Raw genomic sequence first — 15,211 nt, forward strand, 5'->3', positions numbered from 1 at the left:
AGCCGGGAACTGGTTGTCGATGGCAGCGGTCATGTCGGCTTGCCACTCATTGGCGAGGTGGATGCCCAGGGACAAACGCCGGTGACCTTGGCTGCGCAGATCACCGAACGGTTCCGGGCCCGCTTTGTTCGGAATCCGCGAGTGTCTGTCAACATTATCGATGCCGTCAGCCAGGTGATCACTCTGGACGGAGAGATCCGTGCGCCGGGCCTGTATCCGGTCGTCGGCAAGCTGACCCTAATCCGTGCGATTGCCCAGGCCAAGGGCATGACCGAGAATGCGCGGATCGATCAAGTCGTCGTATTCCGGACCGTAAAGGGGCAGCGGCTGGCGGCATTGTTTGATCTCCAGGCGATACGGCAGGGGACCTATGCTGACCCGGAAGTTTATGCAAACGACGTGGTCGTCGTCGGTGACTCACCCGCCCGCCGATTGTTCCGTAACCTGTTGGCAGCGTCCCCGCTGTTAACCACCCCGTTGGTCATTCTCTCGAACAGATTGTGACCCGATCAGCTAAATGGTACTTATGAACATCCAAACGGTTTCAGGTTCGTCGAATTCCGCTGCTGACATGTCTGCACAGAGCGGGCGGGATCGGGCAATGACACACGCGCGGAAGGCGGACGATCTGCCGCTGCTCATGCGCTATTGGCGGATTGGCATGCGCTGGCGCTGGGTCATCATCGGCGTTCCCCTGACGGCTCTGTTGCTCGGGTTGATCATCACAATGTTGATGACGCGCCAATACACGGCGCGAGCCACGATCGAGATCTCGCGCCAGCAGGAAAAGATCGTCAACGTGCAGGGCGTCGAACCAGAGAACAGCGCCGCCGATTTCGAATTCTATCAAACGCAATACGCACTGCTGAAGGCACGATCGCTCGCTGCTCGGGTCGTCAAGCAGCTGAAACTCGGGGAATCCGACCAGTTTTTCAAATCATTCGGTGTCACTCCGCCTGGGACGAGTATGCTTACGGCGTCGGTGCCGGACCGCTTGACTCAGCCGGTGCGCGACGAACGGACGAAAGTCGCCACCAAACTGTTGCTCGATAACATCGAAATCGAGCCCGTCAGGGCGTCGCGGCTCGTCAACGTCATGTTCACCAGTCCCGATCCGCAATTGGCGATGCAGATCACCAACGCGTGGACGCAAAACTTCATTGGTGCCAATCTCGATCGGCGTTTCGAAGCGACATCCTACGCCCGTACGTTCCTAGAGGGCCGCCTGGAGAGCCTGCGCCAACGCATGGAGATCGCCGAGCGCGCGCTGGTCAACTACGCGGCCGCCCAACAGATCATCGATCTTAGTTCGTCAGGCACCGACAAGGGTCAGCGTCAGGAACGACCCATCGTGGCCGATGATCTCGCGACATTGAATGCGGCGCTTGGGACCGCCACCGCCGAACGGATCGCGGCTGAAAGTCGGCTGGGTGCCGGGGGCGCCGCGAGATCGGGTTCAAGTCCGGAAGTCATGGCAAGCGGTGCGATCATGGGCCTCCGGCAACGTCGCGCCGAACTATCGGGCGACTATGCCAAGTTGATGACGCAGTTCGAGCCGGGGTATCCACCTGCACTGGCTATCAACCGCCAAATCGCGGCGCTCGATGACAGCATCGCCCGCGAACAGGGCCGGATTTCGGGCAGTTTCCAGTCAACTTACCGCGACGCGCTGGCTCGCGAAGGCGGCCTGCGGACGAAGGTGGATGAGCTGAAAAAGTCGCTCCTCGACCTGCGGCGGCGGAGTATTCAGTATAATATTTATCAACGCGACGTCGATACCAACCGCGAACTCTACAACGGGCTGTTGCAGCGTTATAAAGAGATCGGTGTTGCAGGCGGAGTTGGAACGAATAACGTCGCGATCGTCGATGCCGCCGAACTGCCGACCGGTCCCTCCAGTCCAAAGTTGTTGTTCAACCTGGCATTCGCGTTGTTTGCCGGGATCGTCCTGACAGGCGCCATCGTCTTTGCGCTCGAGCAGATTGACGAGGCGATTACAGACCCGTCGGATGTGACGAAGGAAACGGGGCTGCCGCTGCTTGGCACCATTCCCAAGCCAAGCGATGGCCATTCGTCAATTGATGCACTGGCCGATCGGAAGTCGCCGACAGCCGAGGCGTATCTGTCGGTCCAGACAAGTCTTGGTTTTTCAACCGATCATGGCGTGCCACGGACGCTTGCCGTGACCAGCACGCGACCGGCCGAGGGCAAATCGACAACCGCCTACGCCATTGCCCAGGCGCTCAACCTGACGGGCCGCCGTGCCGTATTGATCGACGGCGATTTGCGCTCGCCATCGGTGCATGTGCTGCTGGGAATGAGCAATCTCATGGGCGTCAGCAACTTTTTGGTCGGTGAGGAAAACCTGGAAAGCCTGATGGTCATGGGCCAGCACGGGTTCAAGGTCATGACCGCCGGACCGCAGCCACCGAACGCAGGTGAACTTTTGAGCAGCCCGCGGTTTGGGATCCTGCTGAACCGGTTGCTCGAAAGCTACGATCACGTCATCGTCGACTCCCCGCCGGTGTTGGGCATCGCCGATGCACCGTTGATTGCCAGCATGGTCGAGGGGGTAGTCTACGCAATCGAGGCGCGGGGTGCTCGCTCGAGCGTGATCCGCAGCGCTATCGCGCGGCTTGCAAACGCAAATGTGCTGGGCGTGATCCTGACCAAGTTCGACCCGAAAAAGGCGCATTTCGGCTACGGTTACGATTATGGCTATGGGTACGGACACAACGACAAAGTCAGCTGAACAGGTGGACACTGATCCTGCCCTTAGCCGCTTCGTGCGTCCTGTCGTGGTCTTGGCGGTAGCGCTGGCTCTATCGGTCGCGGTGGTTGGTTCTGGCATAGCGTCATTGACTCGGGCCATGAACCCGGACATGGCGCTGAAGCTATGGCCGGTTGACGGTCTGGCTCGCGCGCTAGCCGCAGAGCGTGCAAATGACCCCGAATTTGGCCGTCCGAACCCAAAGCTGGCGAGGGCCGAGGCCATCCGTGCGCTCGAACGGCAGCCGATCCTGCCACGCGCCGTTCGCGTATTGGGTTTTTTGGCGGATCAACCGGGGAACAGCGGCCGCGCCCGCCCACTGATGAACCTCGCCGCGCGGTTGACCCGACGGGATATTCACACCGAACTCTGGCTGATCAACGATTTGTCGGCGCAGGGCAAGACCGCCGCGACGCTGGCACATTACGATATTGCCCTGCGCACCGGGGGGCTAAGTAACGCCGTCCTGTTTCCAATTCTGAGCTCGGCGATGAACGATGCCGAATTGGTTGGCCCAATCTCTGACCTGTTAGCCAAGCGCCCGCCGTGGATCAACGAATTCCTCGCAATGGTGATTACTTCCGCACAGGTCCCGGCGAACTTCGCCGACCTGGCAAGAACGATCGCTGCGCGGGGTGTGCCCGTCGACAAGCGAATTTCGGCGATGATTGTGGATCGGTATGCGCGTGATGGACGATATGACGCCGCATGGCGCTATTTCGGGACACTGGTCGGTCCCGAACAGCGATCAGCGTCTGTTCGTGACCCGAAATTTATCGCCACTGCTGCGGGTTTTGAGCCATTCAACTGGCATGTCGCGTCACTTGGCGACATGAACGCCAGCACGGGCGAGGCAACGCCCGGGTTGGTGATCGAAGGAACAAGCGTAGACGCGGCCGTGGCTTGGCAATTGCTGCACTTGGCACCTGGTAATTTCGTCGCACGCGTGCTCGCAGAGGTTAGGGGACCGTCAGGAAGCCAGGTGGCGCTGACCCTGACGTGCGCAACGTCCCCCGAACGAGAGATCGGCAAGATTGCGTTGACCCCCGGTAAGCCTGCGGTGGGTCGGGCGTCTTATTCCTTCACGCTACCGCCTGGATGTCCATTCCAATGGCTACGAGTCGCAGCACGGAGCGGTATGGACCAGCCAATGACCGCCCAAATAGCTGAACTCAACATCAGCGCGGCGGGTTCGCGCCAATAAGTTCCTTGTACACCGCGATAGTCTGGTCATTGACGATCCGTTGATCGAACTCTGAGAGTGCCTTGCGGCGCGCAGCCTGTCCCAGAGTCGCGGCAAGAATGCGATCGTCGTCGATCCTCGCAATCGCGGCAGCTAGCGCTCCTGGATCGCGTACGGGGACCAAAAGCCCATCGACGCCATCAGTAACAACCTCCCGGCAGCCGGGAACGTCGGTGGTAATGATCGCGAGCCCGCAAGCCGCGGCTTCGATCAGGCTCCGTGGCAGTCCTTCACGATAGCTTGGCAGGACGATGAGGTCGATCAAGCCGAATAAAGGAAGCATGTCATCGACATGTCCCAGATATCGAATAATTTTGGCGCGATCCCAATCGACAATTGTTGCGGAGGCGATGCTTGCCGGATTTCCTGGATCGCCGTCCCCAGCCAATATGAAATCGATTATTCGCCCGTTTTCGCGTAACAAGCGTGCGGCGTCGATATAATCAAGGACACCTTTGTCTACTAATAGCCGACTGGCTAACAATACACGTAACGGGCCAGGGCTCCGGACCTTGTCTCTAGGAGTAAAGCGCCCGCAATCTACTCCCGATCCTCGGATCATTCGGATATTGTTTACGTCCAGCATTCCCGAATTTTCAAAGACGCGGCGGTCGTCAGGATTTTGTACAATCAGGCGACCGCGTTTGCCACCTATTGTCAGCCGCATTAACAGACGAACGAAAGGCCGCAGGACTCTTGCTCGCAAATCCTGGCTGCTAAAGATGTAGCCCATGCCTGCAATTGAATTTACGCGACAACGTGTTCCTGCAATTCTCGCGGACAGCGACCCCAGGATGGCAGCCTGTATCGTAAATGCGTGGAGGAGATCGACCCGCTCTTTGCGCAGTAACCGCGCAAGCCAGAATACGAACTGCGCTCTTTTCCAAGGATTGAGACTGCCGCGATCCATCGGCGCGCACCGCCAGTCGAACTTCATTGCTTGAAAGTCCGTACAGTAACGACCGGCCGGTGAAATTAATAACACCTCGTGTCCGCTATCACGCAATCTTTTTGCGAGCGAGATACGGAAATTATAAAGGTACCAGTCGGTGTTTGCAAATAACACGATTTTCACTACGAAAACCCTAGCAGTATCGAACGATAAGGTAGCCAAGCAAACGAAAAGTCACCAAAATTAAACCACACAAACTGAACCGCTGCGTAGTAGGACAATACGGAAAAAACTATTCCATTAGTCACATTATTCTTATCCGGTGCAATGTCAGGTATCTTGGAAAACACCAATATTTGTAGTGGAAGCATATACAGTGCGACCCGATCGACTGCAGTTGTGGCCGGTGAAACTAACAGCAGACCCAGTAGTGCAATCGACACGAGTGAAAATGTCGTCCAAATGCGTTGTTCGACATCCGATAGGTCAAATTTATCGCGCCACCGCAAAAAGATAGCCGCCGGAACAGCATTCATCAGCAGGCGGACCATTGCTCCCTGAGATTGATATTCAGCAGTAACGTAGTTTTCGTATAGCGAATCTACAGAATTGCTAAGAAGTATCCAATAGGCAGCAAATGTTGCGACAGAAATCGCTAATAAGGTAAGCACTTTGTTGCGAGCACCCACAATTGCTCCAAGAGGCACCAAAATAATAGCCGATTTATGAAACGTTGCGCCCAAGACAACCCAGAAAACAAACCATGGGATCGACCGTTTCGAAAGCGCGACCAGTCCGATCATTGACAAACCTAGAGCAACAGCTTGGCGACTGTATCCCATTCCTACTGCTATCACTAAATATGGAACAGAAACCGTCAGCGCTAACCAAGGCCGTTTCATACTTCGGCAAAACACCAGAAGGCCTACCGAAAATATTGTTCCTCCGAAAAGGTTTACACCATAGACGCTCCAGGCAAAGCGATCGCTCAGCCAATTTAAAAGTTGGAACGCCGGGTCGTCGCGAAAAAAGATGTCTTTAAAATCGAGGCCCTTAACGCCGTCAATGTAAAAATAGTAATTCTCCCAATCTCCGCCCACTTCATATCGCATTCCAATCATTGCAGATAAGGCGAAGAGGGTGATGCCAAAGACCAATGGAGAATTGAACGAATTCCTGATTTGACCACCTTCAACAGCTTTTCGGTCAGCAAAAACGGCAAAGAAAGCGGGAATTAGAAACAATATCCAGTAAGGCCACATCAGACATCACCGTCGCTTGTCACACCATCGCATCGCATAAAATCGATGTACCAGGGCATGGCCGCGTCAATTCCGTCCTCGATCTCAAACTCGGGAGCATAGCCCAGCAGCGCCGCCGCCTTGCCGATGTCGGCCTGTGAATGACGCACATCGCCTTTACGAAAATCCCGATATTCTGGCGCGGGACTTGGCGGGACACCGTTGGCCTGTAATGCCGCATCCAGCGCCCTATACAAGCTGTTCAGCGTCGTCCGTCCGCCGGCAGCGACATTGTAGACTTGGTTGCGCGATGACGGATCGGCCATCGCGGCAAGGATATTGGCTTGAACAGCGTTGTCGACGTAACAGAAATCACGGCTCGTCTCTCCATCGCCGTTGACGAAGACGGTTTTGCCCTTGATCATGGCCGCCGTCCAGCGCGGGATGACCGCGGCATAGGCCCCATCGGGATCCTGGCGCCTGCCAAAGACATTGAAATACCGGAGTCCAATGGCCTGGAACCCATAGGTCCGGGCGAACACGTCGGCATAGAGTTCATTCACATATTTGGTAACAGCATAGGGTGACAGCGGGTTGCCGATGACATCCTCGACCTTGGGCAACGCGGGATGGTCGCCGTAGGTCGAGCTGCTTGCTGCGTAAACAAAGCTTTTCACTTCGTTGTCCCGGGCGGCCACCAACATGTTGAGGAAACCGGCGATGTTGGTCGCGTTGGTCGCAATGGGATCTTCGATGGATCGTGGAACCGACCCCAGCGCAGCCTGGTGCAAGACGAAGTCGACGCCCTGACAGGCGCGACGACAGTCTTCGATTATGCGGATATCGCCTTGGTGGAATGTGAACCGGCTCCACTTTGCGCCGACTGTATCGCGCACCTCGTCGAGATTACGTTGATGGCCGGTTGCGAAATTGTCGAGACCGACCACCGTCTGGTCAAGCATCAGCAACGCTTCCACCAGGTTCGACCCGATAAACCCCGCACAGCCGGTGACCAGCCAAGTTCGCGGCGCGTTGGCCAGTTGACCAAGTACGCCGTCATAGCGCGGCTGCCCAGAGGAGCCCGTCACAGGCGCAGGTCGCTTTCTTCCGCAGATAGAAGGTACTTCAGGTCGTAAATGACGTGCTCCGCCTTACCGAGTTTCCGCAATTGCGCTGTGCCCATCGTCTTGAACTGATCGTGCGCCACGGCCAGAATGATAGCCGAATAAGCCCCGGTTTCCGGTTGTGCGATCGGGGTGAAACCATATTGGCGCTCGGTTTCACTGGGGTCGACCCACGGATCAAAAACGTCAACATTAATGTTGTAGTCCGCCAATTCGCGAAGGATATCGACGACGCGCGTGTTGCGCAGATCCGGGCAATTTTCCTTGAACGTCAGCCCCATCACCAACACCCTGGCGCCCTGCACTTGTATTTCTCGCCTAAGCATCGCCTTGATTAGCTGTGACGCGACATAGGCACCCATGCCGTCGTTGACGCGACGACCGGCAAGGATCACCTCCGGGTGATAGCCTATTTCCTGCGCCTTGTGCGTCAAATAATATGGATCAACTCCGATACAATGGCCCCCTACTAGACCGGGGCGAAACGGCAGGAAGTTCCACTTGGTGCCGGCAGCCTCGAGCACGGCCTGGGTGTCGATGTCCATGCGGTTGAAGATGATCGCGAGTTCGTTGATCAGCGCGATGTTCAAATCGCGCTGCGTATTCTCGATGACCTTTGCGGCTTCGGCCACCCGGATCGAGGAAGCTTTGTGTGTGCCGGCCGTGATGATGGACCGATACAACGCATCGACGCGCTCGGCGGCTTCGGGGGTCGAACCCGACGTAACCTTGCGGATCGAGGGCAGGCGGTGTTCCCGGTCGCCGGGATTGATACGCTCAGGACTATAGCCAACATGAAAGTCCACGTTGCACGTCAGCCCGGAACATTCTTCGAGGATAGGTACACAATCTTCCTCCGTCGCACCCGGGTAGACGGTCGATTCATAAATGACGAGATCACCGGGTTTCAGCACCGCCCCGATCGTCCGCGATGCCGCGATCAGCGGGCCAAGATCGGGGCGCTTGTGGTCGTCGATGGGGGTGGGCACCGTGACGATGAAGATTGTGCAAACGCCGAGGTCGGCCGCCTGCGATGTGAAGGTAAGGCCTGTTGCTTCGGCAAGTTCGGCGGCCTCCACTTCAAGCGTGGCGTCCCGCCCCACGGCCAAATCCGCGACGCGGCGCGCATTGATGTCGAAGCCGGTAACTTGGTGGTGCTTGCCAAACTCGACCGCCAGGGGAAGGCCAACATAACCGAGACCGACGACCGCGAGCCGGGCGTTCGCAAAATCGTTACTCGCATTCATTGCACCAAGTCCCGTTTCATTGAAGTCGCCGCGTTCACTAGGCGAAAAGACGCGAATCGCAACCCGTGCGAGCCCTCGGTCAGCGCGATCCAAAGCCGGTTAGAATGGTTTGGACCGTCTTGATCGCAATGAAGACATCCAGCCAGGGAGAGAAATATTTGATGTAATAAAAATCATACTGAAGCTTTTCATTAGCCGCCTCGATTTCCGCGACATTCCCCTGGTTGACCGCGGCCCAGCCAGAAATGCCGGGGCGGACTGCATGTCGATAAGCGTAGAAGGGTACTTCGCGATCATACCATTCGGCCAGCGCTATGGCTTCGGGCCGCGGGCCGATCCAACTCATGTCACCCTTTAGGATGTTAAAAATTTGAGGAAGCTCATCGATGCGGTATTTCCTGATGAACTTGCCGACTTTGGTTATTCTCGGGTCGTCGCTGGCAGTGAACATTTCCCCACCGACTTCGTCCCTCATTGATCGCAACTTGATGCATACGAAGTGCTTTGCCCGGAACCCCATCCGCGTCTGGAGAAAGAAAGCGGGGCCGGAGGACTCGAGCTTGATCAGGACTGCGAATACTAGAATGATCAGCATTGCCAGCGGCAGGACCATAATGGCGGCGACGACATCAATTGCCCGCTTAAGGCGCAGATATATGAGCGATGGCAGCACCGATCCGAAGCCATTGTCCGACAGGTGGTTGAACTCGACCCTCCCGGTCAACGATTCCTGAATGTGCCGCACATCGTAAACGGGAACGCCATCAAGCACGGCGCGAGCCAGAAATCGCTCCCAGTCCGGACTGTGGTCGGCGCGCAAGTCCGCTGCGATACCGGATGCGCTAATCCCGTCCGCGGGCTTCTTGAGGAATTCCAGTTCGAGCGTGTCGAGGTCGAGCAGCGTATCGTAATTTCCTGTCGGGATGATGGCCAGCCGCAGCTTCGAGGCCCGCCCTCGCAAGCCATAAACTGCGTAGAACCAGACGATGGCGAGGAACAGGCTCAGAACGAACTGGAATCGTGAATAGTCGATGCGCATGATGAAGAAGGAAAAAATCACCGCGCCGTAAGCGGCCAGGAAACAGGGAATGATATAGGTCGCTGCATGAAAGCCCGGAAACGAAATGAATTGCCGCAACAGCACGAAGCCGAAGCACACCGCAATGATTGTCCCGAGAAACGCCCATTCAAGCGGCGCGTCATGATGGAACACGGTTCCGGCCGATAAAAATAACCGCAGCAGTGCAGGAAAGACAATCGCAAACAGGGCCGCACCCAGCAATTGAAACCTGACGCGATCGATCATCGCGCCGCGGCTCCGACTTATCCCGCCGGCGGGTCGCGGCGAGAAATGGGCCGATTGTGAAACTAGTCTGCTCATGACCCGGCGTTGGCAGCGCAGGCACGGCGCAACCGATCATTGATGGCCGCCCCGATGCCGGTTTCGGGAACCGGCGCGACGGCTATTGTTGCGCAGGCGGAACGGTCGGCCTCATGCAAGCGATCGAACAGATTGGCCGCTGCCTCGACCAGGTCGCCGGACTGACTGAGGGTTGTATGTCCCCCCACCGTGCCAAATCCGATATGCCATTCATCATTGCCGGCCGACATGGCGTCGGTGCGAAGTTCTTTGGACGGAGCGTAATGATTCATGGTTTGCCCGGGGGATTCAATCTTGTCATGCGCGGATAACGAAAGCCCGGTCATTATGGGCCCAAGCCGCAATAGGCGGACGCCCTTGTCGTCGACGGCGACGATCGTCGATTCGATACCGAGCGTATTTGGGCCATCGTCGATAATCAGGCGGACCCGTCCGTTCAGCGTGTTGAGAACATGCTCCGCCCGGGTCGGGCTGAGACGTCCGCTGGCGTTGGCACTGGGCGCGGCGAGGGGCACTTCGCTGGCTTCCAGCAGTGCCCTGATTGCGCGATGGGCGGGCACGCGAATGGCGATGGTGTCCAACCCGGCGGTCGCCAGCGTCGACACCGGGCAGTCGCTTCGACGCGGAACAACCAGGGTCAGTGGTCCCGGCCAGTGCTTCAGCGCAAGCGCCCGCGCTTCATCGTTGAAAACGCCAAGGGCTTCGGCTGCGGCGAGGTCAAGGACATGGATTATCAAAGGATTGAAAATCGGCCGTCCCTTGGCCTCATAGATTCGCACCACCGCCGCGCTGTTCGTCGAATCGGCCGCCAGCCCGTAAACGGTTTCGGTCGCCACCGCGACCGGAAACCCGGCGCGGATCAGTGCTGCAGCGTCCGCAATAACCAGCGGTCCGTAACGTCCGACCGTAGTCTGGCAAGAGTGATTTGAGGCGAGCATAAGGTGGCGCTATAGGCGTGCTTTGCGCCCCCGCAAACCAAGGAACGACGTTTGGCCTACACGCCCCCGACGACTGAACAGCGCTTCGTTCTGGACCATGTCGTCCGCATCGACGAGCTGGCAGGCAATAATGCTTTTGCCGATGCGACGCCGGACCTGGTGGAGGCCATAGTTGAGGGGGCAGGCGCGTTTGCGCTGGGCGAATACGCGCCATTGAACCGGATCGGCGATACCGTTGGCGCGCGATGGAAAGACGGCGTGGTGACGATGCCCCACGGTTTTCACGCAGCCTATCGCGCGCTTGTCGACAATGGCTGGGGGACGATCGTCGGCCCCAAGGATGCCGGTGGGCAGGGGTTACCCTTTGTACTGGGGACCATCGTGCTCGAGGATCTGGGTACGGCAAACATGGCCTTCACCTTGTGCAACATGCTGACGGCGGGCGCGGTCGAGGCACTGGCTGTACATGGCAGCCAGGAGTTGCAGGGCGATTACCTGCCAAAGCTGGTCAGCGGGGAGTGGACCGGCACGATGAACTTGACCGAGCCGCAGGCGGGTTCGGACGTCGGGGCGCTGCGGTCAACCGCGACACCGGTTGGTGATGGGAGCTGGCGGGTAACCGGCACGAAAATCTACATCACCTTTGGCGAACATGACCTGACCGATAATATCGTTCACCTGGTTCTTGCCCGCACGCCTGACGCGCCAGCGGGCACCAAGGGTATTTCCCTGTTCCTGGTCCCGAAGCTCAGGCCGGCTGGCGATGGCAGCTTTACGCAGGCCAACGATGTTCGCTGCGTGTCGATCGAACACAAGCTCGGCATCCACGCCTCGCCCACGTGCGTCCTGTCGTTCGGCGATGATGGCGACTGCCTTGGCTGGCTGGTCGGTCCCGAGATGGGCGGAATGCGTGCAATGTTCACGATGATGAACAACGCCCGGCTGAATGTCGGACTGCAAGGGGTCCAAATCGGCGAGCGCGCGACCCAGGAGGCGATTGCCTATGCCAGTGACCGGGTGCAGGGCAAGGCCATCATCGAGCATCCCGACGTGCGCCGGATGTTACTTCGCATGAAGGCGCTGACGCAGGCAGCACGCGCGCTTGTCTATGCGGCTGCCGGGGAAGTCGATCGCGCTCATCTGGGTGTTGATGGTGCCAAGGCGCGCGTCGACTTGCTGACCCCGCTCGCCAAGGCTTATGGTACCGACGTTGGGTGCGAGATCGCCAGTCTGGGCGTGCAGGTCCACGGCGGCATGGGCTTTGTCGAGGAAACCGGCGCAGCGCAGCACTATCGCGACATCCGGATCGCGCCGATCTACGAAGGCACCAATGGCATCCAGGCGGCTGACCTGGTCGGGCGCAAGCTGACCGGCGACGGCGGCACCGCGCTGAAGGCGCTCATTGCCGAGGTACGCGCCGAGGCGGGCGACCATGCGTCCTTGCTTTCACTGGTCGATGCCGTGGCCGAGACGACCGAATGGCTGCTGACCGCCACGCCAGACGACCGGCTCGCGGGGAGCTATCCATTCTTGGACATGGTCGCGGTCATGACCTGCGGCTGGCTGATGGCGCGCCAGGGCAAAGTTGCCGCTGCGATGCTGATGGCGGGCGAGGGCGATCCCGTGTTCCTGAAGGCAAAGACCGTTACAACGCGTTACTATCTGGAGCATGTCGTGCCGGAGGCGTTGGGCCGCGTAGCGGCTGCCCGGGCCGGCTCGGTCCTGCTGTTCGAATTATCGGCCGAGGAACTCGCTGCCTGATGGAGGATGCCCTTCGGTTTGCCACCCTCGACGACGCGCCTGCGCTGCACCGCCTGATTGAAAGCGCCTATCGCGGCGACCGGGCACGATTGGGATGGACGCACGAAGCCGACCTACTCGAGGGCCAGCGCACCGATGTCGAGGCGCTCTCTGCCATTCTTTCCGATACGGAGCAGCGTTTGATCGTTGCCGAGCGCAACGGCGTCATGATTGGCTGCGTGCAAGTCACAGCGATCGCTGGAACTACGGCCAATATCGGGCATTTGTCGGTTGAGCCCAAACTGCAAGGGACAGGTCTCGGACGCCGATTGGTTGCCGAGGCGGAGCGCGTTGCCGTCCACCATTATTCTGCGCGTTTGGTCGAAATGACCGTAATCATGCAGCGCCCGGAATTGATCGCCTGGTATGGTCGTCTCGGGTTTTCGCCAACCGGCGAACACCGTCCGTTTCCCGTGGATAATCCGCGCTTCGGCATACCCCGCGTCCCTGATTTGTGCTTTGTCGTGCTGGCCAAGTCCCTTGTGCCCGAACAGCCGCTCCCTATCTCGACTAACAGGGGCGCTGCCCGCTAATTTGACGGAGAGAGAATGTGGCAAATGAAACTGCGACTTTGGCGGCGGGATGCTTCTGGTGCATAGAAGCGGTGTTCGACGGCTTGGCGGGGGTCCAGTCGGTCGAAAGCGGCTATATCGGGGGACATGTGGCTAACCCGACTTACAACGCGGTGTGCGGCGGCAAGACGGGACATGCCGAGGCCATCCGCGTGGTCTTCGATCCGGCTGTCGTCAGTTTTCATGAAGTGCTCGATATATTCTTCGAGATTCATGACCCTAGCCAGTTGAATCGCCAGGGGAACGACGTGGGCACGCAATATCGTTCAGCCATTTTCCCACATTCGCCCGAACAGGAGGCGGCAGCGCGAGCAGCCATCGTTCGCGCGCAGGCCGATCATCCTTCGCGGCCGATCGTGACGACAATCGAGCCGCTGTCTCAATGGTATGTGGCCGAGAACTATCATCAGGAGTATTTTGAACGCGAAGGAAACTCGAACCCCTATTGCCAAATCGTGGTCGCGCCGAAGCTGGCGAAGTTCAGGAAGAAGCATTCCGAACGCCTGAAAACAGCTGTTTTTCTTGATTGAGGTTAGAAAGCGTGTGTTTTCAATGAGGTAAGCCTCTAATGGCGCAAAATTTGCTACGCAAATTTCATAAAACGACGTCGAAATGATCTTGTGTCTGTCCGCGCGATGTAGTCAACAGCCTCCGTTATCGGAGAATGAGACTAGTGGCATCCCAACTTAATTCAGTCGTCGAAGACAATCGAACCGAGTTGGCTGAAATCTTCGGCTCTCTCGATCGTGCCCTCGGCCTACTGGATCAACTTGGTTTGAGCGAGGCGGCAGCAAGACTTTCGACAGTTCTCGACGTCTTGGTTCCGTTCATCAACGATGCGAACGAAAGTTTTCTAGCCACTGAATCATGAGCGTGTTGCCCATTGAGGTCATCTTTAAGGTAGTGCTTCGCTTGTCATTTGGGTGCGAGATTCGCTCCAGATACTGACGTTCAGTGAGCACCTTAAGATACCGAAGCGCCGTTGCCTCAGGGACGCTCGCCGCATGGCAAGCGCTTGAAATACTCACTTGCTCGTCCCGGGCCGATCTGATGAACAGGTCGAGCAACAGGTCCCATGCAGGGTCAGCGAAAATGTCGTCGTTAAAGACCTTCTCTCGATCGCGCCGCGACCAATATATGCGTTCGGCCAGCTTTGCATAATCAATTTGGCCGATAGAAGCATCGCTAAGCTCCCCGACATCCATAAGCCTTTGCCGCCGCTTTTCGCGCTCAAGCAAGTTACGCAACTCACCCAGCTCGGTGGCTGACAACGGGTTGTTGCGGCTATCCTCCGATGCGAAAACTGGGTGATCCTGAAATCGGTTCATTCAATATCTACTGGTAAAACGACGCATTGGGTCCAGATTCCTTTTTGGGCCAAATGAATTTAGCGCAAAAGTATAAAAGCGTACAGGAGCGTTAGAGCGTTTATTTGATGAGATGAATGCCCTTCGCAAAGAACTTTTTTTGTGTTGATTTTTTCGGGACCGACCTGGTTTTCCGGGTTTGGGAGATTGCCTTCATTTTGGATTGTTCTGCCTGAATCCGGCAGGCGATGGTTAACGAATTGCCGCTTAATAATGGCCTACCGATGCGATGGGTTGGTCCCCGGCGCATTGGCGAGGCCCCCGGCATACCCCACCATGTCGGGGGCCCAACTTTTAGGTAAGTATAATGTCAGCCAGTCAGGACAAGTTCCAAGGGGCGATCGAGCGACGGACCGAGAACAGGATCCTGGGCAGGTTCGCGGCGCGTCTCCGCCAGTCCGCCGGCAAACCCCTGGCCGTATCCGTCTATGACCTTTCGGCTCGAGGATTTTGTACCGAATGGCCGCATCGCCTGAGCGTTGGGGATCGTGTCTGGCTGACGCTCGACCGGATTGAATCACTCGCCGCCATCGTCAGCTGGACCACCGATTTTGCAATCGGCTGTAAATTCGAACGCCCTCTGCATCCAGCGACGCTGAATACGATTGCCGACAGCAGCGACCGCCGCTGACTGGG

At 57.7% G+C, this 15,211-nt stretch carries 14 protein-coding genes; 7 read left to right on the forward strand and 7 right to left on the reverse strand.

Annotation, left to right across the window (positions count from 1 at the left end):
- The 3 genes from Q0R02_RS05885 to Q0R02_RS05895 all read left to right on the forward strand — a co-directional run.
- The coding region (locus tag Q0R02_RS05885) for a polysaccharide biosynthesis/export family protein (protein ID WP_293881590.1) at positions 1–504 on the forward strand (504 nt) is incomplete at its 5' end.
- 97 nt (positions 505–601) lie between these two features.
- Positions 602–2,752, forward strand: coding sequence for a polysaccharide biosynthesis tyrosine autokinase (locus tag Q0R02_RS05890; RefSeq protein WP_293881591.1), 2,151 nt, complete (start codon positions 602–604; stop codon positions 2,750–2,752).
- A gap of 130 nt (positions 2,753–2,882) precedes the next feature.
- Positions 2,883–3,974: a hypothetical protein gene (locus Q0R02_RS05895; RefSeq protein WP_293881592.1), complete on the forward strand. Its 1,092-nt coding sequence runs from the start codon at positions 2,883–2,885 to the stop codon at positions 3,972–3,974.
- Here the strand turns inward: Q0R02_RS05895 and Q0R02_RS05900 are convergent.
- The 6 genes from Q0R02_RS05900 to Q0R02_RS05925 all read right to left on the reverse strand — a co-directional run bounded on the left by Q0R02_RS05900 (position 3,949) and on the right by Q0R02_RS05925 (position 10,836).
- Positions 3,949–5,088 carry a glycosyltransferase family 4 protein gene (locus tag Q0R02_RS05900; RefSeq protein ID WP_293881593.1) on the reverse strand — a complete coding sequence of 380 codons (1,140 nt, stop codon included), beginning with the start codon at positions 5,086–5,088 and terminating at the stop codon, positions 3,949–3,951. The genes Q0R02_RS05895 and Q0R02_RS05900 overlap by 26 nt on opposite strands.
- Positions 5,088–6,167, reverse strand: coding sequence for an EpsG family protein (locus Q0R02_RS05905; protein ID WP_293881594.1), 1,080 nt, complete (start codon positions 6,165–6,167; stop codon positions 5,088–5,090). The genes Q0R02_RS05900 and Q0R02_RS05905 overlap by 1 nt, the downstream gene beginning before the upstream one ends.
- A complete protein-coding gene (locus Q0R02_RS05910; RefSeq protein ID WP_293881595.1) occupies positions 6,167–7,234 on the reverse strand; it encodes an NAD-dependent epimerase/dehydratase family protein in 1,068 nt (355 codons plus the stop codon). The genes Q0R02_RS05905 and Q0R02_RS05910 overlap by 1 nt, the downstream gene beginning before the upstream one ends.
- Complete coding sequence (gene tviB, locus Q0R02_RS05915; protein WP_293881596.1) at positions 7,231–8,517, reverse strand: Vi polysaccharide biosynthesis UDP-N-acetylglucosamine C-6 dehydrogenase TviB; 1,287 nt, start codon at positions 8,515–8,517, stop codon at positions 7,231–7,233. Before tviB ends, Q0R02_RS05910 begins: the two co-directional genes overlap by 4 nt.
- Positions 8,518–8,596: 79 nt before the next feature.
- Positions 8,597–9,823 (reverse strand): sugar transferase, encoded by a 1,227-nt coding sequence (locus Q0R02_RS05920; protein ID WP_293881597.1) that lies wholly within the window; start codon positions 9,821–9,823, stop codon positions 8,597–8,599.
- Between the two features lie 71 nt (positions 9,824–9,894).
- Positions 9,895–10,836 carry an L-threonylcarbamoyladenylate synthase gene (locus Q0R02_RS05925; protein WP_293881598.1) on the reverse strand — a complete coding sequence of 314 codons (942 nt, stop codon included), beginning with the start codon at positions 10,834–10,836 and terminating at the stop codon, positions 9,895–9,897.
- A 51-nt stretch (positions 10,837–10,887) separates the two neighbouring features.
- On the opposite strand from Q0R02_RS05925, the gene Q0R02_RS05930 reads away from it, so the two are divergent.
- From Q0R02_RS05930 to msrA, 3 genes are read left to right on the forward strand one after another with little or no spacing between them, the layout of a single operon-like run.
- Positions 10,888–12,597 carry an acyl-CoA dehydrogenase family protein gene (locus tag Q0R02_RS05930; protein WP_293881599.1) on the forward strand — a complete coding sequence of 570 codons (1,710 nt, stop codon included), beginning with the start codon at positions 10,888–10,890 and terminating at the stop codon, positions 12,595–12,597.
- Positions 12,597–13,169, forward strand: a complete 573-nt coding sequence (locus tag Q0R02_RS05935) for a GNAT family N-acetyltransferase (protein WP_293881601.1) — start codon at positions 12,597–12,599, stop codon at positions 13,167–13,169. Before Q0R02_RS05930 ends, Q0R02_RS05935 begins: the two co-directional genes overlap by 1 nt.
- Before the next feature lie 17 nt (positions 13,170–13,186).
- A complete protein-coding gene (gene msrA, locus Q0R02_RS05940; protein ID WP_293881603.1) occupies positions 13,187–13,738 on the forward strand; it encodes a peptide-methionine (S)-S-oxide reductase MsrA in 552 nt (183 codons plus the stop codon).
- 300 nt (positions 13,739–14,038) lie between these two features.
- On the opposite strand, the gene Q0R02_RS05945 is transcribed toward msrA, so the two are convergent.
- The gene (locus Q0R02_RS05945) at positions 14,039–14,536 is read right to left on the reverse strand and encodes a hypothetical protein (protein WP_293881604.1); all 498 of its coding nucleotides are present in this window, start codon (positions 14,534–14,536) and stop codon (positions 14,039–14,041) included.
- A 346-nt stretch (positions 14,537–14,882) separates the two neighbouring features.
- Between Q0R02_RS05945 and Q0R02_RS05950 the strand changes: the two genes are divergently transcribed.
- Positions 14,883–15,206 (forward strand): PilZ domain-containing protein, encoded by a 324-nt coding sequence (locus tag Q0R02_RS05950; protein ID WP_293881605.1) that lies wholly within the window; start codon positions 14,883–14,885, stop codon positions 15,204–15,206.
- Positions 15,207–15,211 lie beyond the last annotated feature (5 nt).

The sequence above is a fragment of the Sphingomonas sp. genome (assembly GCF_025353885.1).
Lineage (GTDB): Bacteria > Pseudomonadota > Alphaproteobacteria > Sphingomonadales > Sphingomonadaceae > Sphingomonas_O.

Excerpts from the sequence above, each read along its gene's own strand:
- Q0R02_RS05890 (WP_293881591.1), top strand. The coding sequence starts at position 602 with ATGACACACGCGCGGAAGGCGGACGATCTGCCGCTGCTCATGCGCTAT.
- Q0R02_RS05895 (WP_293881592.1), top strand. The coding sequence starts at position 2,883 with ATGGCGCTGAAGCTATGGCCGGTTGACGGTCTGGCTCGCGCGCTAGCC.
- Q0R02_RS05905 (WP_293881594.1), bottom strand. The coding sequence starts at position 6,167 with ATGTGGCCTTACTGGATATTGTTTCTAATTCCCGCTTTCTTTGCCGTT.
- tviB (WP_293881596.1), bottom strand. The coding sequence starts at position 8,517 with ATGAATGCGAGTAACGATTTTGCGAACGCCCGGCTCGCGGTCGTCGGT.
- Q0R02_RS05920 (WP_293881597.1), bottom strand. The coding sequence starts at position 9,823 with ATGATCGATCGCGTCAGGTTTCAATTGCTGGGTGCGGCCCTGTTTGCG.
- Q0R02_RS05925 (WP_293881598.1), bottom strand. The coding sequence starts at position 10,836 with ATGCTCGCCTCAAATCACTCTTGCCAGACTACGGTCGGACGTTACGGA.
- Q0R02_RS05935 (WP_293881601.1), top strand. The coding sequence starts at position 12,597 with ATGGAGGATGCCCTTCGGTTTGCCACCCTCGACGACGCGCCTGCGCTG.
- Q0R02_RS05945 (WP_293881604.1), bottom strand. The coding sequence starts at position 14,536 with ATGAACCGATTTCAGGATCACCCAGTTTTCGCATCGGAGGATAGCCGC.
- Q0R02_RS05950 (WP_293881605.1), top strand. The coding sequence starts at position 14,883 with ATGTCAGCCAGTCAGGACAAGTTCCAAGGGGCGATCGAGCGACGGACC.